Source organism: Nitrosopumilus piranensis, from assembly GCF_000875775.1.
In the GTDB taxonomy this organism is placed as follows: Archaea; Thermoproteota; Nitrososphaeria; order Nitrososphaerales; family Nitrosopumilaceae; genus Nitrosopumilus; species Nitrosopumilus piranensis.
In genome coordinates this window covers 410,052-434,343 of sequence record NZ_CP010868.1, presented here as the reverse complement: position 1 = coordinate 434,343, position 24,292 = coordinate 410,052, and the positions used below count along the sequence as shown (strand labels likewise).

The 24,292-nt window shown below is 32.4% G+C and carries 31 protein-coding genes; 9 read left to right on the top strand and 22 right to left on the bottom strand.

Annotation, left to right across the window (positions count from 1 at the left end):
- Positions 1-40 precede the first annotated feature (40 nt).
- From NPIRD3C_RS02485 to NPIRD3C_RS02430, 13 genes are all read right to left on the bottom strand, one after another.
- A complete protein-coding gene (locus tag NPIRD3C_RS02485; protein WP_148702692.1) occupies positions 41-646 on the bottom strand; it encodes a hypothetical protein in 606 nt (201 codons plus the stop codon).
- Positions 647-784: 138 nt separating this feature from the next.
- Positions 785-1,258 (bottom strand): hypothetical protein, encoded by a 474-nt coding sequence (locus tag NPIRD3C_RS02480; RefSeq protein WP_148702691.1) that lies wholly within the window; start codon positions 1,256-1,258, stop codon positions 785-787.
- 12 nt (positions 1,259-1,270) lie between these two features.
- Entirely contained in the window at positions 1,271-1,570 is a 300-nt protein-coding gene (locus NPIRD3C_RS10580; RefSeq protein ID WP_192827860.1) for a hypothetical protein, read from the bottom strand.
- Between the two features lie 68 nt (positions 1,571-1,638).
- A complete protein-coding gene (locus NPIRD3C_RS02470; RefSeq protein WP_148702690.1) occupies positions 1,639-2,808 on the bottom strand; it encodes an AlbA family DNA-binding domain-containing protein in 1,170 nt (389 codons plus the stop codon).
- A 319-nt stretch (positions 2,809-3,127) separates the two neighbouring features.
- Positions 3,128-3,379, bottom strand: coding sequence for a hypothetical protein (locus tag NPIRD3C_RS02465; protein WP_148702689.1), 252 nt, complete (start codon positions 3,377-3,379; stop codon positions 3,128-3,130).
- A 5-nt stretch (positions 3,380-3,384) separates the two neighbouring features.
- Positions 3,385-4,131, bottom strand: coding sequence for a hypothetical protein (locus tag NPIRD3C_RS02460; protein ID WP_148702688.1), 747 nt, complete (start codon positions 4,129-4,131; stop codon positions 3,385-3,387).
- A gap of 54 nt (positions 4,132-4,185) precedes the next feature.
- Entirely contained in the window at positions 4,186-5,580 is a 1,395-nt protein-coding gene (locus NPIRD3C_RS02455; protein WP_148702687.1) for a hypothetical protein, read from the bottom strand.
- A 90-nt stretch (positions 5,581-5,670) separates the two neighbouring features.
- Positions 5,671-6,147 carry a hypothetical protein gene (locus NPIRD3C_RS02450; protein ID WP_148702686.1) on the bottom strand — a complete coding sequence of 159 codons (477 nt, stop codon included), beginning with the start codon at positions 6,145-6,147 and terminating at the stop codon, positions 5,671-5,673.
- 76 nt (positions 6,148-6,223) lie between these two features.
- Positions 6,224-6,781: an HNH endonuclease gene (locus NPIRD3C_RS02445; RefSeq protein WP_148702685.1), complete on the bottom strand. Its 558-nt coding sequence runs from the start codon at positions 6,779-6,781 to the stop codon at positions 6,224-6,226.
- A gap of 73 nt (positions 6,782-6,854) precedes the next feature.
- Positions 6,855-7,067, bottom strand: coding sequence for a hypothetical protein (locus tag NPIRD3C_RS02440; RefSeq protein WP_148702684.1), 213 nt, complete (start codon positions 7,065-7,067; stop codon positions 6,855-6,857).
- Positions 7,068-7,223: 156 nt separating this feature from the next.
- Positions 7,224-7,445, bottom strand: a complete 222-nt coding sequence (locus tag NPIRD3C_RS02435; RefSeq protein ID WP_148702683.1) for a hypothetical protein — start codon at positions 7,443-7,445, stop codon at positions 7,224-7,226.
- Positions 7,445-7,567 (bottom strand): antitoxin VapB family protein, encoded by a 123-nt coding sequence (locus NPIRD3C_RS10830; RefSeq protein ID WP_237087704.1) that lies wholly within the window; start codon positions 7,565-7,567, stop codon positions 7,445-7,447. Before NPIRD3C_RS10830 ends, NPIRD3C_RS02435 begins: the two co-directional genes overlap by 1 nt.
- Positions 7,568-7,844: 277 nt before the next feature.
- Positions 7,845-8,933 (bottom strand): tyrosine-type recombinase/integrase, encoded by a 1,089-nt coding sequence (locus tag NPIRD3C_RS02430; RefSeq protein WP_148702682.1) that lies wholly within the window; start codon positions 8,931-8,933, stop codon positions 7,845-7,847.
- 84 nt (positions 8,934-9,017) lie between these two features.
- On the opposite strand from NPIRD3C_RS02430, the gene NPIRD3C_RS02425 reads away from it, so the two are divergent.
- Positions 9,018-9,665, top strand: a complete 648-nt coding sequence (locus tag NPIRD3C_RS02425) for an SDR family NAD(P)-dependent oxidoreductase (RefSeq protein WP_148702681.1) — start codon at positions 9,018-9,020, stop codon at positions 9,663-9,665.
- Between the two features lie 2 nt (positions 9,666-9,667).
- Here the strand turns inward: NPIRD3C_RS02425 and NPIRD3C_RS02420 are convergent, their stop codons facing one another.
- The 3 genes from NPIRD3C_RS02420 to NPIRD3C_RS02410 all read right to left on the bottom strand — a co-directional run bounded on the left by NPIRD3C_RS02420 (position 9,668) and on the right by NPIRD3C_RS02410 (position 12,837).
- Positions 9,668-10,306 carry a PqqD family peptide modification chaperone gene (locus NPIRD3C_RS02420; RefSeq protein WP_148702680.1) on the bottom strand — a complete coding sequence of 213 codons (639 nt, stop codon included), beginning with the start codon at positions 10,304-10,306 and terminating at the stop codon, positions 9,668-9,670.
- Positions 10,307-10,345: 39 nt separating this feature from the next.
- Complete coding sequence (gene mtnA / locus NPIRD3C_RS02415) at positions 10,346-11,401, bottom strand: S-methyl-5-thioribose-1-phosphate isomerase (RefSeq protein ID WP_148702679.1); 1,056 nt, start codon at positions 11,399-11,401, stop codon at positions 10,346-10,348.
- 83 nt (positions 11,402-11,484) lie between these two features.
- A complete protein-coding gene (locus tag NPIRD3C_RS02410) occupies positions 11,485-12,837 on the bottom strand; it encodes a tRNA(Ile)(2)-agmatinylcytidine synthase (protein WP_148702678.1) in 1,353 nt (450 codons plus the stop codon).
- Positions 12,838-12,894: 57 nt separating this feature from the next.
- Between NPIRD3C_RS02410 and dph2 the strand changes: the two genes are divergently transcribed.
- Positions 12,895-13,890, top strand: coding sequence for a diphthamide biosynthesis enzyme Dph2 (gene dph2 / locus NPIRD3C_RS02405; protein ID WP_148702677.1), 996 nt, complete (start codon positions 12,895-12,897; stop codon positions 13,888-13,890).
- On the opposite strand, the gene NPIRD3C_RS02400 is transcribed toward dph2, so the two are convergent.
- Positions 13,885-14,493 carry a tetratricopeptide repeat protein gene (locus NPIRD3C_RS02400; protein ID WP_148702676.1) on the bottom strand — a complete coding sequence of 203 codons (609 nt, stop codon included), beginning with the start codon at positions 14,491-14,493 and terminating at the stop codon, positions 13,885-13,887. The genes dph2 and NPIRD3C_RS02400 overlap by 6 nt on opposite strands.
- On the bottom strand, positions 14,490-15,563 hold the full coding sequence (locus tag NPIRD3C_RS02395) for a zinc-binding dehydrogenase (RefSeq protein ID WP_148702675.1): 1,074 nt from the start codon (positions 15,561-15,563) through the stop codon (positions 14,490-14,492). The genes NPIRD3C_RS02400 and NPIRD3C_RS02395 overlap by 4 nt, the downstream gene beginning before the upstream one ends.
- Before the next feature lie 87 nt (positions 15,564-15,650).
- On the opposite strand from NPIRD3C_RS02395, the gene NPIRD3C_RS02390 reads away from it, so the two are divergent.
- Both NPIRD3C_RS02390 and pheA read left to right on the top strand, forming a co-directional pair.
- A complete protein-coding gene (locus tag NPIRD3C_RS02390; protein WP_148702674.1) occupies positions 15,651-16,202 on the top strand; it encodes an exosome complex RNA-binding protein Csl4 in 552 nt (183 codons plus the stop codon).
- A 2-nt stretch (positions 16,203-16,204) separates the two neighbouring features.
- Positions 16,205-17,020 carry a prephenate dehydratase gene (gene pheA / locus NPIRD3C_RS02385; protein ID WP_148702673.1) on the top strand — a complete coding sequence of 272 codons (816 nt, stop codon included), beginning with the start codon at positions 16,205-16,207 and terminating at the stop codon, positions 17,018-17,020.
- On the opposite strand, the gene NPIRD3C_RS02380 is transcribed toward pheA, so the two are convergent.
- Genes NPIRD3C_RS02380 through folP form a run of 3 tightly spaced genes read right to left on the bottom strand, consistent with a single transcriptional unit; the run spans position 17,017 to position 19,847 of the window.
- Positions 17,017-17,484, bottom strand: a complete 468-nt coding sequence (locus tag NPIRD3C_RS02380) for a hypothetical protein (RefSeq protein ID WP_148702672.1) — start codon at positions 17,482-17,484, stop codon at positions 17,017-17,019. The two genes, pheA and NPIRD3C_RS02380, sit on opposite strands and share 4 nt — an antisense overlap.
- Positions 17,485-17,519: 35 nt before the next feature.
- Positions 17,520-18,950: an IMP dehydrogenase gene (guaB, locus tag NPIRD3C_RS02375; RefSeq protein WP_148702671.1), complete on the bottom strand. Its 1,431-nt coding sequence runs from the start codon at positions 18,948-18,950 to the stop codon at positions 17,520-17,522.
- 45 nt (positions 18,951-18,995) lie between these two features.
- On the bottom strand, positions 18,996-19,847 hold the full coding sequence (gene folP / locus NPIRD3C_RS02370) for a dihydropteroate synthase (RefSeq protein ID WP_148702670.1): 852 nt from the start codon (positions 19,845-19,847) through the stop codon (positions 18,996-18,998).
- 34 nt (positions 19,848-19,881) lie between these two features.
- On the opposite strand from folP, the gene NPIRD3C_RS02365 reads away from it, so the two are divergent.
- The 5 genes from NPIRD3C_RS02365 to NPIRD3C_RS02345 are packed head-to-tail and all read left to right on the top strand — an operon-like array spanning position 19,882 to position 23,388.
- Entirely contained in the window at positions 19,882-20,613 is a 732-nt protein-coding gene (locus NPIRD3C_RS02365) for a 6-hydroxymethylpterin diphosphokinase MptE-like protein (protein ID WP_148702669.1), read from the top strand.
- 35 nt (positions 20,614-20,648) lie between these two features.
- Positions 20,649-21,221, top strand: a complete 573-nt coding sequence (locus NPIRD3C_RS02360) for a hypothetical protein (RefSeq protein WP_148702668.1) — start codon at positions 20,649-20,651, stop codon at positions 21,219-21,221.
- A 4-nt stretch (positions 21,222-21,225) separates the two neighbouring features.
- Positions 21,226-22,749, top strand: a complete 1,524-nt coding sequence (guaA, locus tag NPIRD3C_RS02355; protein ID WP_148702667.1) for a glutamine-hydrolyzing GMP synthase — start codon at positions 21,226-21,228, stop codon at positions 22,747-22,749.
- Positions 22,750-23,112, top strand: a complete 363-nt coding sequence (locus tag NPIRD3C_RS02350) for a hypothetical protein (protein WP_148702666.1) — start codon at positions 22,750-22,752, stop codon at positions 23,110-23,112.
- A 15-nt stretch (positions 23,113-23,127) separates the two neighbouring features.
- Positions 23,128-23,388, top strand: a complete 261-nt coding sequence (locus NPIRD3C_RS02345) for a DUF2024 family protein (RefSeq protein ID WP_148702665.1) — start codon at positions 23,128-23,130, stop codon at positions 23,386-23,388.
- On the opposite strand, the gene NPIRD3C_RS02340 is transcribed toward NPIRD3C_RS02345, so the two are convergent.
- Entirely contained in the window at positions 23,389-24,258 is an 870-nt protein-coding gene (locus NPIRD3C_RS02340) for an ROK family protein (protein ID WP_148702664.1), read from the bottom strand. It abuts the gene before it with no gap.
- Positions 24,259-24,292: the final 34 nt, after the last annotated feature.

The window sequence follows — 24,292 nt, the reverse complement described above, 5'->3', positions numbered from 1 at the left end:
TTTTAACTCTACTTTTAATTATGAATATGATATTTTAATATCATAACCATTTTGCTCTGCTAGTTTTAGGTATTAATGGTTCAAAATTATTTTTTGTAATATCCTTAATTTCAACCATAGCAGTAATAAATCTAGAACTATTACTAGTCCATAATTTTTCTATATCTGCACGAGGATCAGTGGATGAACGCACAATTTCTTGTATTTCCAAAAGATCAACTTGAATTGTTTCAATTTGTGTTCCATCTATGCTTTGTGCACACTTTGAAAGAGTAGTTCTAATGGTTTGCAAGATAGTAAGAATTTGGAGACCTGTTAATCTATCTGAACGAATTTCTTCAGATTTAGAATAAGGAAGAATAGCATGGTAAAGATTCCATATTGAATAGTAAGTTCCACGTATTGCAAGTTTAAGATCTTCAGCTTCACGAGATTCAATTTTTTTAGTATGATCATAAATAATTAGTGCTATTCCAATACCAACAATTATTTCGACTAGTAATGTAGACCAATTAGGAAAATCATTCTCTATTTTAATATCAAAATTAGGGAAAATTCCAAAATGCAAAATTATTCCAGCTATGAAACTAGTTCCAAAAAGAATACTAAGCCAAACATATAGTCTATTTTTTTCAGTAATTTTCAATACTAGTAAAATTATTTTATAGATATTAAATTAATTGAATAAAATATGTTTTGAATAAAATAATTTGTCACTTAGAATTTAATTTAACATATTCAAAATAGGCTTAAAAATCAAAAAAATATGAAAAAATAAAATTTTTTATTTTTTGAATATCTGAAGTATTAAGTATCCTATCCCTACTGCAGCTACACCAATCAATAGCATCTCCCACCATTTCAAAGGTCCATCAGGCTTGATAATTTTAGGAAGATTGCATGTATCAGGTATTGGCGGAATTATGGAATAACCTATCCCAATTTTATCCAGTAAGATTGGAATTCCATCATGTGGAGGGTAACTGTGTTTTTGATTTAGATGTGCACCAGGATATTCTGGAGGAGGTTCTAATTCAGATTCTATTATTCCATTAGGCATGACTTTGAAATGTATTTGCAACAATTCCATCAACTTACGCCTTAATCCGAACACTTGTCCGTGATCTTCTTCACCTCCAGGCTGAAGTTCAAATCCCCATTCCTCAAGACGAGTTTTGCAAATTTCAATGTCAGAAGGATTTATTCTAAAACAACGACAATGATGTTTGTCAGACTTGTTGGCAATATCTTCAGACAATATTGTTTGTTATCATATGGAAATAAAAAGAATATAGCTTCCGATCAAAATGGGAACAAAGATTGCAAGTCCAAGCTTCCATCCTACAATAATTATTCCAAAGAAAGTGTAAACAAAGGGAATTATGATGATTACAATCTTGAAAATCTCAACTTGAGGACGTATTTCCGGTACAATAATGGAATCTAAGGAATCAAAAATGAGTAAAATCAATCCAGTTGGCGATACATCTTGACCAGTTTTTGTTTGGATCGCCAGGAATAATCCTTCAAGAAAGGCAGATCCTGCGAGACCACCCAGATGTTTTGACATGTAAACAAGGCATAATCATGTCTTTTAACATTGGTGACACATGAATTAAAATTTATTCTAAAACAGAATTATTTTGATTGCTGCTGTCTTCTTTTACGTCCACCATATCCATTATAATTTCCTTGCTCATCAAATAATGGACATCTGAATTCTCCATAATGATTAAAAATTTCATTCATCATAGATGATGTAATTTCTTCATATTTTGTTTCTACATAAGGCATTGAATGTTCTCTTTCAATTATTGCGTTTAGAGTATCCAAGTGAGGATAATCAGAAAGATAGCCATTTTTATTTGGCAATACACTTTGGGACAAACATTTTGTAGTTACAACAATCATTACATCGCCAAAATAGTTATGATTGGATAAGAGAGTATGTGAAAAAATAAGAGTTTGCATTATTTTTGTAGCTACTTTCTCATATGGAATGTTTATTTCAGAATTTTCGTTTTTATGATCATAATACCCAACATAAAGAACAGAGCCATTACGATGAATTTGTAATTCTTCAGGCCTATTATTGAAAGGGTATTTGGAAGTCAATCCATGAGCAAATGGGTGTAAAGGATAATTTGGGAGACTGTTCTGTGGAAAATAAAGAGGATACTTTATAGATTGAATTTTTTCAATTTCTTCATAATTTGATGTGTCTATCATTCTATATTGCATGTTAGATGGAACAACAAGGACATTCAAAGTTACCGTGTCTTCTTTAACATCAACTAATGTTTCATTGATGTATTGATTAACTTGCTTGTAGTTGAAGAAACGTCTTCTATAACAATCTGAAACCTCATTTTCGGTCATTTCAGCAGATTCAAATTGAAAACGTTTGTAGAATTTTTTAGAATGATTACTTTGATGAGGTTTTTGAGAACTATCAGGTATTTGTACAACTAAAATAGACTTATCAGAATCTGGAATGATTATAGATTTTATTTTTACATCTAATCTAGGAACAATATTTGATAAAACAATTTGTTCAAGTTTTTCTTTATTCAGATCAGATGTGAGCAATCCAGTTATTTCTACTGGATATCCGCCTTGGCCAGATTCTTTAATTCCAAAAACAATATGACCTCCACGAGTATTTGCAAATGCACATACATGTTTGACTAAATCTTGTTCTTTTACCAATTTTTCCTTATAGTCTAGAACATCACTTTCATCAATCCTATTTTTTAAAAGAAATTCAATATCATCAAAGGAAATATCAAGAATATTTTTTCCAATCATTCATAATTCAGAAGATAATCTATTATTTTATAATTCTCATAAGAAAAGATAATTGTTTAAGACATAACCTGATCAAGTTCCTGAAGAGAATTGCAAATAATACAATTGTATTTTTTATCTAATTTCTGTTTCTTACTTAAATTTGCAAACATTTTTTCAACTACCACAATATCGCAATAAGGTATAGCACCAGATAGATGATTAATATCAACCATATCATTAGACTTGACTTTTCTTTCCCAAGATGGACTCTAGCAAGAATAATCCAATCTCTTGAATCCAGAAAAATTCTCAAAGGTTTCAAATTACAACAAAGTATTCATTGGCGTTCATCAGTACAAATCGATTCCCGTATTAAAGAAGATTTTACTACATTAGATGTTCCACTAAAATCAGGATCATCCTTGTGATCAGAACAAACTTTCCAAATAGATTGAGAGTCAGCAACCTTGAATGTTCTAAGCAATATCAATTTCTGATAGTCAGGATTATCACAATTAGAACAACATCTTTGAAGTGTTGGAGGACCTAGTGGATATATCATAAATTCAGAGTTTGAGTCCAAATCCATAATATTCAATCCAATATAATTATGCCTGAATCAACCAAAAACTTGATTGCATTTTTCAAATCTTCATCAGATATTTGTCCGTCAGCCCAGAATGCAAAAACACCACGTACCCATTCAGGAATAGGTTCAGACAATCCAACAGCTTGATAGATTGTAAAATCAGGATAGTTTCTATCGAACCATTCTTTGTATTCTAATTCATTGTTGTATCTATCTACATAGAATTGAGGATCTATAATAGGATCCACAAAAGATAATGGGAATATGACTTGAGATTCAAGTTCTTCAAACACAGTACAATTAGGATCTTGTTCACATTCTTCTACGCACATTTCGGATTCACATTGATACAAATTAGATTCATCAACTTCTGTTTCAACAGGAACATCATCCATAATTTCCCCAATGAAGAATTTTGTTTCAAACAGATTGTCTTCAGAAAATCCAGCTTTGATAACATATTTTCCTTCAGAGTTTATTGAAGGTCCACCTGTAACAAAAGAATAGTCAAAATTACCATTATCAAAAATGTTTGCTCTACCAATCTCAACTAAACTTCCAGAAGGTCCAATGATCATAAATTCAATGAATTCATTCTCAGTTGAACCATCAATATTACCAGAAACTACAACTGTATCTCCAAAATCATATTGAATTTTATCTGTTTCAATAGATATAGAAAAATCTGCATAAACAGGAGTGACTAGGGTTAATGCAAATAATGAAAAGAAAACAAAGAGAAACTTATCCAATAACAATCAAGAGTATGAGATTCACATAAAAGCTTCTGATAATTAATGAAGCGATCAGGGTTCTTTTGCTAACAAAACAGAATTTCCACTAACAAATTTTACACGTAATTCTGTTTTTCCAGAACTATCAGGTCTACAAAACAATACAGCATTATCAGTGATTCCGGAAGGGGCAAATCCAGCATGGAAGAGTTCTTTGACTTGAAGTGTTTTAATATTCAAAAAATCATTATCTCCTGCGTCATAATCCACTTTACCTCTAATCCTAGTATCAAGTTCCATCAAGTCAGTTCCACCTCTTTGTAGATGTAATGAGTCACTAACGTTGATTACCTGTTCTCCAAACAAATGAAAAACTTGAAGGCTTTTACTATTAGTACTATCTCTTACTGTGAAAATTCTTCCTCCTTCAATAGTAGTATCCAATCCAGTAATAACAAGATCACCAGTAGCATCATCTATCTTCATTTTTGTTTTACCACCAGATTTTAGTTTGATTGAATCATTTACATTTGCATTAATTGCAATACCAGTAGAATCAGAATCAATCGTACCTTCATTTCCATTAGCTCCAAATTTTATTCGAAGAACTTTATCAATCTCTTCATCATTCAGTACAAGTGGAATGTTAGATTCTACAGAATTTTCCAAAATAATAAATCTAGGATTTGGATTTACAGTTTTTTTAACATAGAATTGATGTCCTTCAACAGATTCATAATCTAATTTATCAAACCCATTTCCCCCACCTCTTGCAATCTGTAAAGAATCAATAACAGATTTGAAATGTATTTTATTCAGGTTATTGTGATCAAATTCTGCTGCGTTTAGATGTTGAATTTGAATATGATTTCCTAAATCATCCCCACTATTTTGACCTCCTCCAGAAGATCCCATAATTTGGGTATGGAACACCTGACCTTGATCAGTAGTAAATAATGCAATCAAAGATTTTGAATTGGGTGTAGAATCAGGTTGTGGATTTCCCTTGACAGAGGAAGGCCAAATTATTGTATGAAAACCAATTTCATCTTGAGTAATTTCAACAAAAATTAACATGCCTTCGATAATTGGAGGAGGATTAGATATTGTGATTGTTAAATTTCCAGTGAGTCTGAATTTTGTAACGTGAGCTCTTGCTCTTGTTAAATCAATGTCAATGTCATGAGAGCCATCCAAATCTCCCAAAGGGAGAGCTGGATATTTCTGAGGATATTGTGTTGATTTTGAGCCTAATCCATCAGATAATCCGTCTTCATTTTCATATTGTCCGCCACTAGAAAGTCTGTGTTTATTTTGAGCTGAAGAATGAGCAGATTGAGTTTGATTACTAACTTCTACAATTTTTCTTGTTGAGCCTCTGCCACGCATCATACAAGTATTGTAGATACCACCCAAAGAAAGTTTAGTACAAAGAGAGTTTACGTCTCCTTTGACATGTTTACGCAAATTAGATTAGAAAATTGAATGAATAAAGATCATTATTGGAAACACACAAAGTAATTGTCAACTAAAAATCAATTCAAATAAAAATAAAATTTATTCTAAGATAATTGGTTCTTGAGGAACATGTTTTGAAATAATGTTTCTAGCTGTCTTTAGTGCAAGAACTACTTCTCCCTGCTGAGCTAGAGTGAGAATTCTCTCCATGTTCTTGTCTTGTTGTTGTTTTAGTTTGGAGATGAGATCAACCTTACCTACAGTTTTATCATATTTTGATTTATGTAGACGTTCTCCATTTCCATCAAGATCTGATTCATCTGGCAATTGTTGTAATTGTTCAATTAGTTCCCGATATTCTTTGTTTGATTCTTTCCAATACTGTTCTGCTTTTTTAAAAGTATCCAAAAATGTTGTAATGGATACAGTTCCAAGTTCATATTCACTTGATTTTTTTACTTTGTTAAGAGCTCTAGACACAGTAGATTGATCTATGTTGAGTTTCTTTGCTATTTCAGCTTGAGAATAATCTCTTAGATGTAATGAAAAACACTCAATTTGTAATGCATTGTTCATGACTGTACTCCGCATAGTTTATGCATGAATGAAATCATTTCTTCTTTCCCAAAGAAAGTTTTGGTAGTTTCAAATTTTATTTTCCACTCCTTTTTATAATAATCTTTTTCCCTTCATCATTTTTGGCAAACATAAATGGGCCTTCACTTGAAGTTAGCATGTCAATATATCGTCTTATGGCCACAGTACTTCCACTGCCTGTTTTTTTATGACAAAGCATGGCTGCAGCATTTATGGCATTTTTAGCCTCAATTGAGGTATCAGTTTGGATTATTTCGGTGATATATTGCTCAGTTATCTCAAAATTTTGCATGTTTGTATCCATTTCTGGACTCAAAGTGGGCCCTTCGAGTTCTACACTTTCTCTCTCACACGATAAGTTCACTTGGTGATTTAGCTTGAGTTTTTCCATAGCCATAATTTGCATATCACAGTCATTTCTTTTCTTTAAGTTGCAGGATTGATGAGCAAGTACTATGTTTTCTACTTCAGAATGATTAGGATTATTGTCTAAGTGTTCGTAAATCCAGTTATTTTTTACAAATGATTGCTTGCAGTAAAAACATTTGAAACCATCACGACTAATAATTATCTGGAGATAAACTGCCTTTTTCTTTGAAGTAAGCTTAGACATAATATTCTCCTAGCTGTGTGGGTGAGAGAGATAATTTATTTAAGGAAAGGAGATTTGTGTGATTCAATTTCCATTACTCCTGTTTGAAAGATAGTTCAGCTAGATTTTCAGATAGCCACCAAGCACTTCTTTTTTCATGTTCTTTTATGATTCCAACAATTCTTCCAGTTCTAAGCTTGTCATGATAATCATGATCATAATAGATGTGAGATGCAGCTTGATTTCTACTTGCATGAATTGTCTTGTCATTGTAAAACAACATACAGATTACACAACGAAATGACATTACCAAGCTCATCGTACAACTTCATCTCCATGTTCATGAGTCAAATGCCATTTCAATGCATGTTTAGAATGAAACTTTCTTGAACGACCCTTGTTTTCTTTACATATATTACAAAGTAAGAAAGAAATTTTGGAATCTTTTATTGGTATCTCAACATTAACCAGTTGTAATCAACCCCGTTACTGAGTTTGAATGTGACCTTCCCGGATCAATAGATTCAGTAATGATTTCTTTTTTTATTACAAACTTACAATCTTGATTTTTGTAGCATTTTGGACATAGTTCAAGGATGTAATTCCCTTCAGAGCCACCATCTAGAATTAGACGATTTGTCTTGGACTTTTTACATTTACAGTGAAAAACAGGCATAAAATCCATTATTTTTGAGCCTCCAAGAGCCTAGTTACTATATCATCAAATGAATCACCTTTAGAGCCTAATTTTTTGAGTTTCTCATAGTTGAATTCTGATACAACGATATGGTATGATTTTGAATTCATGAAGATTAAACAGATTAAGTTGTTTAAAGGAACTATTTGGAAAATTTAGAATTTTTTTAGATGTTGAAAAGTGCGGTGACCGTACTTTTCAACATAGTTCTTCTTTGTAAAAGCTCTATCATAGAGCTTTCAGAATAGTTCCTCTTTTGAAAACTTATCACTGATAACTTTGAAAATAGTTCCGTCTCTGTAAAGTTCAATTTTTGAACTTTTAGAATAGTTCCATTTTCTAAATTATTCATACAACATATTATTACAAAATAACTATTTAAGCGGATTAATCCTTTTGATATTTTTCAGAAATAGACAACTTTTGTTTAATCTTATCAAGATCATCCTTTAGATTCATCAATTCCTTGTTTCTTTCTTCAAGTTCCTGGACCTTAGTCTGTAATGCTTTTTGTGATTTATGATAATCTGTATGTTGATAAATCAGCAAGCTTGGTTCCAATTCCAGATACAATTCTAATCTTTTGTCTGGGGAAAGACGATAATACTGCATCAGATACCCTTGATGTCCATCCATAGCGTTTGCATACTGCTCATCATGAACAATTGAAGCTTGGGTGTGAAAGAATGCTCTCATAGAGTGGATGTTAACTTTGTGTCTGTTGCTGTCTGAATATTTTTCAGTCAAACCACATCTCTTTCGAAGATTGTCAAATGTTCTTTCTTCAGATAGTTTTGCCATTATCAAATTTTCAGATTTTCCAAATACCAGATCATCATCTTGTTTTTCTTCTAAAATTCTCAGTACTGCTTCTTTTGCCTCACTAGAAATGTAGGTTTGGCGGGTCTGCTTTGTCTTTGTGAATCTACCAGGAATGGTGATTTGAATGGTTTTTGAGGCTAAATCAAAGTCCTTTTTTCGTAGTGATAACGCTTCACCAATTCTCATGCCTGAGCTTAGTAATGTCAGATACAGAGCTTTTCTGTCTGGTTTTGAGTAATCCAACAATAACTTCAGTTGATCTTTGGTTAGTGGTTCTCGAAGTTCCTGAATTATTTCAGGTAATCGAATCAAGTCCTTTATGTCATCTGAGCTAATCTTGATTCCCTGACTTCGAAGAAATGTACGTAATGTGCTGAAGTATGATGCGATTGTCTTGGGATTTAGCTCCTTGTTTTCCATATAATTTACAAAATCCTGTAGAAAGTTGTACAATGCATCACTCAGATCGCCTCTAAGCTCCACAATTAGTGACTCTGAATCCTGACCATATACTTCAGTACAAAAACTGTCAAATTTCTTCAGCACAGCAAGTAAAACTGTTCTAGAACCTGAAGACTTGGATTTGTTGTAGAACTTTTCAATGAATTCATCCCTTGTGAGAGTCTTTCTGAGGTTCTTTTGGAGAGTTTTCAAGTTGTATAGAGTATTATTTTTAATTTAATAAGAACAAAAAGGGTAGCTAAAGAAATTTAATTATCAATCTTATTTTAAAATGATATGACTAGTGCAATTGTTCTAGGCGGTTCAAGAGGAATAGGAAAGGCAATCTCAGAATCACTAAAAACATTAGAAATTGATGTTTTTGCAGCATCAAAAAATGATGTAGATACATCAGATTTGTCTAGTGTAAGAGAATTTGTAAAAGATCATAATCAAGTAGATATTTTGGTGCTAAATACAGGAGGACCTGCCCCAAAACCATTTAAAACAATTACAGAAGAAGATTGGAAATTATATCACAATCAATTATTCTTAGGATTTTGCACAATATTACAAAATATCAAAATAAATGACAACGGGTACATCTTTCTTATCAGTTCAAATGTAATCAAAGAGCCAAATTCAAAATTGATAATTTCATCAGCATATCGTGCAGCGTTTGCAGAAGTATTCAAAGTATTAAGTAAAGAATTTGCTGAAAATCAAATTAGTTGTATCAATATTGCACCAGGACCAATAAACACTGATAGAACTCAAGAACTAATAGAAAATGTTGAAGAATTCAAAAAATCACTACCTATGAAAAGACTAGGAGAACCAGAAGAGATAGGGAATTTTGTAAAGTCAATTATTCAAAATAAGATAAAGTATTTGTCAGGTGTCACAATAAACTTTGATGGTGCAAATTCGAATTATATTTTCTAAAACTATTTTTTAAATTCAACATTTGGGGTATCAGGTTGACCTGCAATTGCAATTAGGCCACCATCACGCAGTTGTTGTAACAATTGCATTACTTCTTTTTCTACTTGATTTCGTTGTAGCCCTGTTTGTTGTGCAAAAATTTCTACCAAGTCTGTAACTTTACGTTGTCCATTACATGATTTCCAAAAATCAACAATTGCTTGATTTACCATAAATCCTTGATCATGTTCATTTGCCAACACCATTGAACCATCTTCTTGTTGAACTAGTTTTCCAACTCCTTGAGGTAATGCTGTTTCATAATTGATTGGTGCAGGGGTATTCATACCAGCCCCCATATTTTTGATTTTGATTTTTGCCTCCTCAGACATTTTATCCATAGACCAAGGGGGGTCCCATACAATATCGATATTTACATTATTTACTCCAGGAACTTTTTTGACAAATCTTGTTGCATCAGAAACTAGAGTTTCATGTAGTGGGCAACCTTGTGTAGTCATTGTCATTTTAATATTTACATCATTATTTTCAGCCACATCAATTCCATAGATTAAACCCATTTCTACAATATTTAGAGGAACTTCAGGATCCATACATTGTTTCAAAGAATCTTCAATTGCCTGTGGAGAAATTGTACTCATATTGTTAAAAGCAATTTGAAAAACAATAAAAACTTTCTATTAATTAGCTTCAAATAATTTTGGAATAGATTCCTCATATGGTGCAGTAGCCACGCCTTTTTCAGTAATTATTCCAGAAATTAGTTCTGGAGGAGTCATATCAAATGCAGGATTGATTACTCCTATATCATCAGGAGCAGTTTTTTTATCACCTATTCCAGTAACTTCACTACCTTTACGCATCTCAATTATTACATCTTCAGCTTTTGTTTCCAAGTCAATTGTAGATAATGGTGCTGCAACATAAAATGGGATTCCATGTTGTTTTGCCATCGTAGCTACTTGATAAGTACCAATTTTGTTGAAAACATGACCTGTTTTTACAATTCGATCTGCACCAACTACAACTTTGTTGACTAGACCATTTGCCATGGAGTAACCTACAGCAGTATCAGGAACTAAACTGACATCAAATCCATCATGTTTTAATTCAAATGCAGTTAGTCTTGAACCTTGTTGAATAGGTCTAGTTTCAGTCGCTATAACTTTGACATTTTTTCCACTCTCTCTTGTTGCTCTAATTACACCAAGTGCTGTTCCATATGCAACAGTTGCTAAGGCACCAGCATTACAATGAGTCATTATAGTATCATTATCATCAAAAAGAGCAGAACCATTTTTTCCCATAGCTTTGTTTATTTCGATATCTTCATCTGCCATTTTTTTGGCAGTAGAAATTACCAATTCCTTAATTTGTTCAATTGAATCTCCTGTTTTTGCAATAGTCATTATTTTTTCTAATCCCCAACCAAGATTTACGGCAGTAGGTCTAGTAGCAAAAAGAATTTTTCTTGCTTCTTCAAGATCAGAAATAAGTTCATCCTTTGTAGTGGCTTTACTTTGTAAAACAGCCAATGCCAAACCAAAAGCTCCAGAAACTCCTATTGCAGGAGCTCCTCTAACAATCAGGGTTTTGATGGCATTTGCAATTTGATTAAAATCATCATATTCTACAAATACAAGTTCATTTGGAAGTTTTGTTTGATCAATCATTACAACTTTGTTATTTTTCCATTCAACAGTTCTAAGTGATGAATCGATCAAATTTTCAGTCATAGATAATCTCAAAAATAGCTTTTTAAAAACTAATGGCACATCAATGTGCAAAAAAATAAGCAAAATGAGATTAAAAGAATTTACTAGTTATCATAAACACAAAACCAAGGTCGTGAATTTTTAAAATTATTTGATTTATTTGTAATACCAAATCTTTGTTGAGGGCGTGTGAGGTGTCTATGAGCAGAAACTTTTGGCAGATAAAATTGCCGGTGAAGGGGTCTAGAGATTTTCTCAGTAATTTTTTTCAAGGATTTTTTTCCACAACGTATACATTGAAATCTCTGTCCTTTACCTTTAGATTTCATTTTTTTATTACATTTTTTACATATTGGATTTGATGTTTTAATTTGATTTTTAAGAGAAATGATTTCAATAAATTCAAGATTTATGACTCTAGGAAAATTTTTTGTAGCCCTTCTCACTCCTCCTCCCACAGAGATTTTATCGCCTCGGATCAAATTAGATGCAACAACAGACATGCCTGTTGGTTTGTAAACTGCACACCAAAATTCATTATTGTTTGAAAGTATTTTGAAAAAAACATGACCTCCCTTAACAATTTTAGGAGAATTTGATACAATGCCAGTTAGTTTTCCAGATGCATATGGCTTCATAGTTTCAGCAGTGAGTTCATTTTTCAAATGATCACCCGTACCTTGATTTGACTTGAAGATCATATAACCATCTAATTTTTCTTTACTTTTCAAAAGCTTAGAAGCATAAACTAGTGAATCTACATTCTCTCCACGGATACCAAAAAAAACAGGATCAGGACCATGAGGAGTAATCAAAACTCGTCCTTTTTTTGTATCAAAACTGTTGAATGTATCAGGATATGTTTTTTCTTGCATCTCCTTGACACTGTTAATTGAAATCTTTCTTTCTTTTCCAAATTTTTGTTTCTTACGATAACTCAATAATTCTAGTGTATGATCATGAAAAGAATATCCTATTGCACCAATTGCGCCAACAAGTCCTTGTCCATTTCCTTTGTAAAAATACTCAAGATTATTTTTTTGAGCAAATTTTTTTGCACTATCTCGATTAATCAATTGCCATAAAGCTAAATTGCTAAATTTTGTAAATTCAAAAGGAATAGACTCACTTTCAAAAAAAACCAATCCAGGATTTGCACCATTTTTAGTATCAGAGTATTTTGAGACAAGATTTTTGATTTGGTGTTTTATTTTTGATGGATTACTAGTCTTAATTCTAATAGAGACAGCACCATTTCCCCGAGTTTTCCATGGGATATTTGGATTAAATCGTATTAATTTTGGAAAATCAAGAAATTCTATTTTTTGTTTTTTAAGCAAATTAACTACTTTGTATGCTAAAAAAGTAGTACACATCCCTTTTGGAGAATCAGTATCATCAAAACCGATATTAAGAACAGTTTTTTGTGTCATAATTTCTTTAATTAATTCAGACATTTTTAGTTGTTGTAAATGCAGTTGGTTTAAATTAATAAAATAATATTTCAAGCTAAATTGATAGTTATAGATGAGGAAAGAATTTTTCAGGAAATTAAAGCAAAAAATCCTGCATCAGTTTCATTAAATGGTCCAGATGGTATTTTGCCACAAGTGCAAGAAGCTGCAAAAAATATAACTAAAAAATTCGGGATTCCCGCATATGTTTTAGCTGATACCACTTGGGGAACATGTGATTTGAACTCAAATGGTTCCAAAGTACTTGGAGCAGAAATTCAATTCAATATTGGTCATACAATAAATACTGAGACATATGAAAAGAATTTGATTCTCATTGATGCATATGATGATGTAGAATTTGACAGTGTTGCAAAAAAATGTATCAACATACTAAAAGGAAAAATAATTTCGTTGGTTACAGACAGTCAGCATTTACATCAAGTAGACAAAGTTGAAAAGATTCTAACAGAAAATGGAATTACAGTAAAGATCGGGAAAGGTAAGGGACAATTAAATGACGGACAAGTATTTGGCTGTGAATTTTATCCTGCAACAGATCTCAAGAGGGAAGTTGATGCATATGTCTTCCTAGGACAAAGTAACTTCCATGCTTCTGGAATTGCATTATCTACTAATTTACCAACATATGTTTTGGATCCTTACTTTAATGAGGTAAGGGAGGTAACAGACTTTGCGCAGAAATTAAAAAAGAAGGCAACTCTTGCAATCTACAAAGCAGCTGAAGCAAAAAGCTTTGGAGTAATAGTTGGATTAAAGGAAGGTCAGCTATCAAAGGTGTTTGCATTAAAAATTAAAGAAGAATTAGAAGCAGAAGGAAAAGAAGTTCAATTATTTGCACTTACTGACATTACAAATGACAGATTAAGGAATCTAAAAGGAATTGATGCCTTTATTCAAGTAGCATGCCCACGAATTTCTACAGATAATCAATTTGACAAGCCTGTTCTGTCTTCACCTCAGGCAAATGCATTACTAAAAATTCTTCGAAATGAAAGTATTGAAGGATATTTAGAAATTCCACATTGGCTATGATATCAATTTTTGGAATAGAGGATCATTAGAAAAATTTTCAAAAGATTTAGATGTTTTTGCTTTAATTTTGTATTGAGCTCCCTGAGAAATTGCCTTTGCAAGTACAAGTAAGGAGTCATTAATTTTCGAAAGCATTGCAAGGTTACAGGATTTATCAAATAAAACATCACCATTGTTAGGATAATCTTTTAAAATTTCATCACAACATAGTATAGAATCAACATATTGACTCATAGAAAATAATATTCTTTCTTTATGATATAATGCAATGTTATATTTTGGATTTTGCTCTAAAATTTTATTACATAATGATAATCCCTCATCAAATTTACCAAGTTTTCGAAAAGAAGAAATTTTGTTTATTAATACAGAAAGATCTTCAGGATGATTTTCAAGGGCAGCATCATAGCATTTTAAGGCATTAGCAAAATCCTTTAGTTTACTTAAAGCATATCCTTTATTATTAAGGGAACTAAGATGTGTTGGATTTTCATCAAGAATTTGATCATAATATAAAATCGCTTCTTTGAATTTTCCTTTTAAGAATAATCTATTTCCTTCATCTAAAATAGAATTTATTTTAGGATCATCTGTTTTAGTCAACTTGGCTTCATTATGATTTTTCCAAAAAGTCCTTTACCTTTTAGCATTTTAGTATGTGCTTCTGCTGCTCTCTCAAGTGGAAAAACTGAATCTATTATAGATTTTATTTTTCCTTGAGACATCCAATAGAATCCTTGTTCAAGTTCGGCTCTTGTTCCTTGAGTTGAGCCTAAAATGTTGACTCCTTTAAAGAAAATGTGTCGCAGATCAGTTTTGGCATCATATCCTGTTGTAGCACCGGTAGTAACAATAGTTCCACCATAATTTAGAAGAGTTAGTTCTTTGTTCCAATGTGAACCTCCAATGTGTTCAAAAATAACATCAACTCCAGGAATGTCTCCATGTTGTTTTGGTATTTTTTTTGCAATTGATCTTACTTCTTTATGCCAATCATCTTTTCTGTGATCAATTGCATAATCAGCACCAAGTTCCAATAATTGGTCTAATTTTTCAGGACTAGCAGTTGCAATTACTGTGCAACCAAAAAGTTTTGCAATTTGAATTCCATAGTTCCCAACACCTGAGCTCCCACCCATTATCAAAACTAATTGTCCTGGTTGAATTTTTGCTCTACCAACCAACATATGCCATGACGTTAACATAGTCATTGATGCAGCTGCTGCCTCATTGTATGAAACACTGTCAGGAATTTTTACAACGTTTACTTCTGGAAGATGCGTGTATTCACAATATCCACCCCAAAGAGGACCTGTTTCAAATCCCCAAATGGTTCGTTTTTTACAATCATATTCTCTGCCATCAGTACATACTTTACAAACTCTACAAGACATGTTTCCATGAGAAACTACTCTATCACCTACTTTGATATTTTTTACATCACTTCCAATTGCAGTTACTTCACCTGCCGCATCAGTTCCAGAAATATGAGGCAGAGGAATAGCCAAAGGTTTGCCCCTCATTCCCCAAATATCATCATAATTTAGAGATGCAGCCTTTACTTTGAAAACTACTTCATTTGATTTAGGCTCAGGGATTGGAATATCTTTGATTTTTAAAATTTTTGAAAAATCATCATCTGTAGTATATTCATCATAAACCAAGGCTTTCATGATTTTTTTCATATTTGAGGAGATATATGATTTATCAAGATCGTTTTTACCACAAACAATTATAATCATAAAAACAAAAATTTTAGCATGTCTGAGAATGCTACATTTCCAGGTGAAAAAATAGCAGCTATTGAAGAATATGAAGCTGGATACAATGCTTTTGATGATGGAGACATGGTCAGAGCAGCAACTATTGGCAAAAAAGACATTGATAAAACTACTAGAACTGCCAACATCAAGCATCCAAAAGATCTATCCATACCAAAAGTAGGAGATATTGTGATTGGAACTGTTGCAGCAGTAATGTCATCTATGATTGCAGTCTCAATTGATTACATAAATGGTAACCCTACCACATCAAAAGTGGAATGTGTGTGTTCAACAAGGAATATCAGAAAAAGAAATATTGCACTTGTAAATGATATAGCGAAATTAAAAATTTTAAATCATCTCAATGGTACTATTCATGCAACAATTAATGAGCCAAATTTAGGAATACTCTTTACAAAATGCCGAAAGTGTGGTGAAAAAGTGGTTCCAATGCGAGATGCTATAAAATGTACAGAATGTTCATGGATCGATGAGAGAAAACTATCTACAGACTTTGGCAAAAGTGATTTTGTTAAACTGAGAGAATAAAAATGATTAATGTATCGTTCCAAGGTGAACGAGGCGCATATAGTGAGGCAGCAGCAAGATCGTTTTTTGATGAAAACATTGAAACAGTACCATTTGCAACATTTGCCGAAGTTTTAGAAAATACATCTAAAGATAAAACAGAATACTCAGTTTTGCCTGTAGAGAATTCATTAGAAGGAAGTGTTGGGGAAAGTTATGATTTATTGTATTCAACATCTCTAAATGCAACAGGTGAAATATATCACAGGATAGAGCATTGCCTAATTGGAATTGGTAAAATTGATGAAGTAGATACAATTTATTCACATCCACAGGCTCTGGGTCAATGTAGAAAATTTATTGAACAACATAAAATGAAAACAATTCCTGCATATGATACTGCAGGTAGTGTAAAAATAATCAAGGAATTGAACAAGAAAAATTGTGCCTGCATTGCAAGCAAAACAGCCTCAACAATTTACCAAGTGCCTATAATTGAAGAAAACATTGCAAATAACTTGAATAATTACACAAGATTTTTGATATTATCAAAGAATGAATCACCAAGTACAGGAAATGATAAGACTTCAATAATTTTTTCAATAAAACATGAACCTGGATCATTGTACAGAATAATAGAGAATTTTCATAAAAACGAGGTAAATCTAACAAAGATTGAATCTAGACCTACTAGAACAAACACTTGGGAGTATAATTTCTATGTAGATTTTGAAGGACATCAAAAAGATTCTAAAATTTCAGAAATGTTAGAAAAAATTAAGCAAGATACATTATTTTTGAAAGTTTTGGGATCGTATCCTTCAGCAAAACTAAGCTAAAAGCCTTTAGGTTTTCTTAATGTAAAACCCATACTAAATCCAATAATTACCATACCAGAGATAATTACCATGAGATCAAAAGTAAACCAAATCGGATCAGAACTCCTAATCAAGGTACCTGTAATTTCTAATTCAGTATTTCCAGTATTTTGAATTTTGATTCTTGTTTCACCATCTGCTAAATGAATCCAATCTATGGCTAATTCCTTTTTGTATGATGTTTTAGGAATTTGTAATCCATCTGCAGGACTGGTCATTTCTAAATCAAAAGAATCACCAATAATTTTCATCATTTGTGGAGTTCCATCAGGTGCAGGAATTGTATACACGGTAGAATCTCCAACATCAACAATATAATTTTCGTTTATTGTTATTGTTCCAATATGAGTGATTAATGAATATCCACCTATTCCAATAATTATGCTACCAACGACTAGTCCAATTATAGTTCGCTTTGATAACATGATTCAATCAATTCTGATACTGCTTAAAAAATTATCTACATTAGAGAAACGTCATGAGGCTGACTTTCTGCAAACCCAGCTCTTGACATTTTGATAAATTCTGCATTTTCTTGCATTTGTGTAATTGTGTGGGCCCCACAATAACTCAAACCTGAGCGTACGCCACCTGAAAGTTGTTTTAGAATGTCAACAACTGTCCCCTTGTAAGGAACCATAGCCTCAACTCCTTCTGCAACATAATCATTCAAATCATCATCAAGCGAAATTGAACCCGTTTCTTTTGATTTTCTTCCAATAGAAGCAGCAAGAGAAGCCATACCACGATAAACTTTGAATCGTTTACCATTTTTTGTCAAAACTGTTCCAGGGGATTCATCAGTTCCACCAAGCATACTTCCTACCATTACAGATGAAGCACCAGCAGCTAATGCTTTTGTTGCATCACCAGAGGTTCTTGTTCCACCATCAGAAATAATTGGAACTCCATGATCATTGCCAATTTTTGCACAATCCATCACTGCAGTCAGCTGTGGAACACCAGAACCTGTAATCACTCTAGTGATACAAATCGAGCCAGAACCTACACCAACTTTAACTGCATCAACACCAGCTTTAATCAAATCTTCAGCACCTTGAGCAGTTGCAATGTTACCTGCAATTAATTCACAATCAGGAAATGCTTTTTTAATATTACGAACAGTACTGATTGCATTTTCACTATGACCATGTGCAATATCAACAACAAGAACATCAGTTCCTGCATCCAATAGAGATTCACTTCTCTCTAAAAAGTCACCTTTGACGCCAACTGCAGCACCAACCAAAGGTCTGCCTTTTTTATCTTTTGATGCATTTGGATAATCAGTATTATTTGTAATGTCTTTACTTGTAATCAATCCTTTGATAATTCCAGAGTCATCAACAATTGGGAGTTTTTCAATTCTATGTTTATGCAAAATTTCTTTTGCTTCATCCAAAGTAACTCCAGGTTTTGCAGTAACAACATCTTTTGTCATTACATCAGAAATTTTTCCATTCGGATTAGCAAAAAGTAAATCTCTTTCAGTAACAATTCCTACCAATTTAGAGTTTGAATCAACAACTAACAAGCCAGAAATTTCTTTATCTTCAGCATAATCCAAAGCATCTTGAATGGATTTATCTGATGGAATAGAATACGGGTTCTCTATCATAACACTACCTGAACGTTTCACCTTTAGCACCTCATTTGCCTGCTCTTGAATGGTCAAGAATCTGTGAATAATTCCTATACCTCCAGCACGAGCCATTGCTACTGCCATAGATGACTCAGTTACAGTATCCATATTCGCACTAACAAAAGGGATGTTAATTGTGATATTTCGAGATAATTTTGTGCTAAGATCGGTCTGACTTCTACTTGTAATATCTGAATATTTGGGTACAAGAAGAACGTCATCAAAAGTTAATCCTTCTTTGAATTCCAATGAAACCTTGTTAAGAAAGTTGAATATTGATTATAAGCCTTTGTGTTATTTTTTCAGATTTGATGCAATAGTCACTACATCTTTTGTAGCCTTTACATTATGAGTGCGTATAATATCAACACCATTAATCACACAAATTGCCTCAGTTGCAATTGAACCATATAGTCGATCAGACGGATCTTTTTGTTGTAAAAGATTCCCAAGAAAAGACTTGTTTGAAACTGAGATCAAAACAGGATAATTTCCCTTTATAGAATTCAAATTTTGGATAATTGTCAGATCTCTTTTTATCCAATCAGATTTGATTTTTGTAAAAAATGGTCCTTTTCCATCTTTTCTAAAAAATCCAATAGAGGGATCTAATACAATTTTGTTGGGCAAGACATGTGATTTTTTTGCAATTTTCAAACTGTCTTGAAGTAATTTTTTTGTTACCGTTACTGTGTTACCAATCACAGTTTTTGAGTCAAAAGCACATAAAATTAGAGATGGTAAAAACTCTGCAACAACATCTTTCATTTTTTTATCATATTTTAATCCAGAAATGTCATTAATGATTTCAACACCGTGCTCTAAAGCATCTTTAGCAGGTTTTGCTCTACAAGTATCAACAGATATTGGAATATTAGATACGCTTTGAATAATTTTTACTGCTTCAAGAATTCTTTTTGATTCAGTTTTTTCAGATATGACAGTAGATAAGTAGGGTGCAGTAGACATGCCACCTACATCAATAAAATCAGCGCCATCATTTTCCATTTCTTTTATAGAGTTCTTTATCTGAGTTTTGGTAGTGCGAATAGATTTTTTGTAAAAGGATTCAGGACTAGTATTCAAAATACCCATGATTCGAACAGGATTTTTCCCACCTACACCAACATTTGCAATTTTAGTCACATGGTTTATCAAAAACTAATACAATTTGAGTCATATGATGATTTCAGGTTGGAAAATCAAGTATTCGGATATTTTAAAAGAATTCAACTATAATGAGAATAAAGACAAAAAATCAGCCATATTGTTAAACTCGATTCTAAAAAAATCCAGTGTTGATAAAAAAATTCATAGTTTAGTTCATGATAAAACAGTATTTGTAATAGGTTCTGGACCCTCACTGTCATTTGCAATCCCAAAAATAAAGAAACTAAAAGGAATCAAAATTGCAGCAGACAGTTCACTTAAACCATTATTAGAAAATGGAATTGTTCCAGAAATTGTTGTAACTGATTTAGATGGGGACAAAGATTCATTTAAAAAAATTTCAAAAAAAGCTATCTTTGTTGTTCATGCACATGGAGACAACATTGAAAAATTGAATATGATAAAAGAATTTAAAAATTGTATTGGAACTACACAAACAAAACCATTTAACAAAATACAAAACTTTGGAGGGTTTACTGATGGTGATAGAGGTGTGTTTCTAGCAAGTCATTATGGTGCAAAGAAAATCATTCTATTTGGAATGGATTTTGGAAATAGAATAGGCAAGTTCTCAAATACAAAAAAGTCAGAAAGAAAAATAAAGTTGATGAAATTAAAAAAAGGAAAATCACTCTTAGAATGGTTAGCCACTAAAACAAAATCTGAATTATTTACAACTTCAATGCAAATCAAGGGATTTAAAAAAATAGCATACAAAGACCTGGATATTATAATTACCTAGAATGCATTTAATACCCATTCCTCATTTATCAAATTATGAAATTTTCAGAGGAACAGATGAAGGGGATTGTTACTTTGAGAGAAAGTTTAATCGAGCAAATAGATAAGCATCATGAATCAATAGAGAATTTAGAAAAAGATATTACAATTTTGGATCTGTTCTTAAAAGAATCTAGTTTTACCAAGGCATCACAATTAACACCATCAAAAAAAATTGAACCTCAAGAAGCTACAGAGACAATCAAAGAAGTAAAAAATTCAATTCCAATTAAACAAGGAAAAGATGGAAAGATCATTGCCAAGGCATTTGTTACGCCTGAACAAGTCTCAATAGTATTAGACGACAATGTTGAGATTAATGCCGATACACCACCTTTCAAATCATTTTTTCTAGATAGAATTATTGGAGAAATGAAAAAGAAAGATTCAGCAGACGTAGAAAATGGAAAAATACAAAGAGAATCAATAATTGATTATATAATTAATAAAAACGGTTCCGATATTAGAGAAATTATCATCAAAAACTATAGGCAAAAAGAAAGAGTTAATGAGCTAATCAATACAGCAGGATGGTCATTATCAAGAATGCTAGAAAATATCAACAAGTGATAACATGGATAAAATTGTAGTTTTAGATTTTGGGTCGCAGTACAGCCATTTGATTTGTAGAAGAATCAGAGAATTTTCAGTATATGCAGAATTGGTTCCATTTGATATTAGTTATGAAGAATTACAAAAACATAATCCTAAAGGGATTATTTTTTCAGGAGGTCCATCTAGTGTGTATAATTCAGATGCGCCAGTTCCAGAAAATAAAATTTTTGAGATGAATTTACCATTGCTTGGAATTTGTTATGGCCATCAGTTAATTGTTAACAAGTATGGAGGTAAGGTAAAAAGGGCAAATAAAGAATATGGTTCATCACTACTAACAATTGACAATGATAAAGATTTGTTAAGTGGTGTAGGTGAATCAGTAAGAGCATGGATGAGTCATGGAGATGAAGCAGAAGAAATTCCTCCTGGTTTTCAAATCATAGGACATACTGAGAGTGCAAAAGCAGCAGCAATAGCTTCACATGAAAAGTCAGTATATGGAATTCAATTTCATCCAGAAGTAGTTCATACTGAACAAGGTACAGAAATACTCAAGAATTTTGTTTTGAAGGTTTGTGGAGCAAAGCAAGATTGGACTATGGAGGGTTTTATTGATTCAGCAGTTGAAAAAATCTCAAAAATTGATGGAAATGTGCTTTGTGGTGTCAGTGGAGGCATAGATTCTACTGTTGCCGCATTATTGATTCACAAAGCTATTGGAGACCGACTCAAATGTGTTTTTGTAAATAATGGACTATTGAGATTAAATGAAGAAACAGAAATTGAGACTATGTTCAAAGAAAATTTCAATGTAAATTTTACATCAATTAATGCAGTAGACAAGTTTCTTGGAAAACTCAAGGGAGTAGAAGATCCTGAGAAAAAACGAATGATTGTAGGTGAGGAATTCATCAATGTATTTACAGAATTTGCTGAAAAAAATGGTCCATTCAAATGGTTGGCACAAGGAACTCTTTATCCAGATGTAATTGAGAGCGGTGTTTCAAAAGGACCTGCAGATGTTATAAAATCACATCATAATGTAGGAGGATTACCTGACTGGCTTAATTTAGAAATTTTAGAGCCATTAAGAGAATTATACAAAGATGAAGTTAGAATGATTGCAAAAATTCTCAAAGTTCCAGAAAAACTTTTCATGAGACATCCATTTCCAGGTCCGGGATTAGCTGTTAGAATTATCGGCGAAGTTACACCAACAAAGCTACAGATTGCAAAAGTTGCAAGTAAAATTGTGGAAGATGAATTAGTAGAAGCTGGACTATATGGAAAAGTATGGCAGGCTTATGCAGCAGTGGGAGATGATAGAGCAGTTGGAGTTGTAGGGGATGAACGCAGATACGGAAATATAGTGATGATTAGAGTTGTAGATTCAATTGATGCAATGACTGCTGACTGGACAAGATTACCACATGGGATTTTAGAAAAGATGAGCAATAGAATAACAAATGAAATTGAAGATGTCACTTGGGTCACATATACAATTTCAAGCAAGCCTCCAGCAACAATTGAGCCCCAATAGGTGAGAAATTTGGAATATGAAAAAATTTGTAATGAAGTTTTAGAAAGCGATAAAAAAATTAGATATGTTGGAGTATATGATTACGGAGAATTATATGATAAAATGCGTGCTGACGCAGAAAATTATCTATCAAGGGAAGAAACAGAATTATCATTATCTCAAGCAGTTTATCGTTGGTCTACACGCAAAAAGACATCAAATAAAATTGGAAAGCCAATTTTTGCACTAGCAAAATATGAAAAAATCTATAGAGTGACCATTCCAATCGGTGGTGCTGGATTAATTTTGATCAGTACAGAACTAGATGCAGATGTTAATGAAATAGTAGAAAAAGTTTTGAAAATCAAAAATAAATACTCGTAATTATTTGTGATGAATATGGATTTTCATGTTTTTGACACATATGTTAAAGCAAAAGATGGCCATACAATGCATTTTGATGTAGTCACTGATAACAGTGATGTACAAAAAGCAATTTCCTATGCAAAGGAGTGGCTCAATACAATTGGAGAAGGAGATTCCAAAGTAACAACTGAAGAATGTAAATTCTGTCATACTCAATCAGTTCCAGAAGATATGGAAATTGAGATAATGACTAATGGTTATTTCATTTCAAAGATGGAAGGATGCCCTGAGTAATTAATTTAGTAAAGCAGCACCATAAACACCAGCAGAATCACCTAATTCGTTTTTTAAGATAGGCGTACCAACTAAATCTGAAAACACTTTATCATAAACTGATTTTTTTCCTTCTGAATACAAGAAATTAATATTTGACAGGCCACCGCCAAGAACAATTGCATCAGGATCTAAGATATCAATTACATTTGCCAAACCAAATCCAAAATTCTCTAAAAATTCGTTTTTCCATTTTTTCCCAGCATCACTATTAATTTCAGAGAGAATCTCAGGCATGGATTTTGTTTGTCCCGTAAGCAATGTCCATTTTTTCTCTAATGCAGGACCGCTAATATAGGTCTCAACACAACCAGTTTTTCCACAATAACATAGATTTCCATTACGATATAACATATGATGTCCCCATTCTCCTGCAATGTTAGTTCTTCCTGAATGTAGTTTTCCATTGATAACAATCCCTCCACCAACGCCAGTTCCCATAATTACACCAAAAACAAAATCAAATTCTTTTGTAGCGCCCAGTTTTGATTCAGCCATTACAAAACAATTTGCATCATTTTCTATAGAGATTTTTTTATGTAATTTTTCTTCTAGATCTTCTTTTAATGGTTTTCCAATAAGACATTGAGTATTGCTATTTTTTATCAGACCAGTTTGTTTTGAAATTGTACCAGGTGTACAAACTCCCACAGAAAAATCCGAAACATCTCGTGAAATTTCTGAGACTAGGTTTGAAATTGTATCAACTATTTTAGAATAATTTTCTTTTGGAGTGGCAACTCTCTTTCTTTCTAAAACGTTTAACGAATCATCCAATAGAATTGCTTCAGTTTTTGTTCCACCTAAATCAATACCTAGCTTGTACAACAATAACGTATGAAAAGTAGAATGCTTAAGTTTTAAT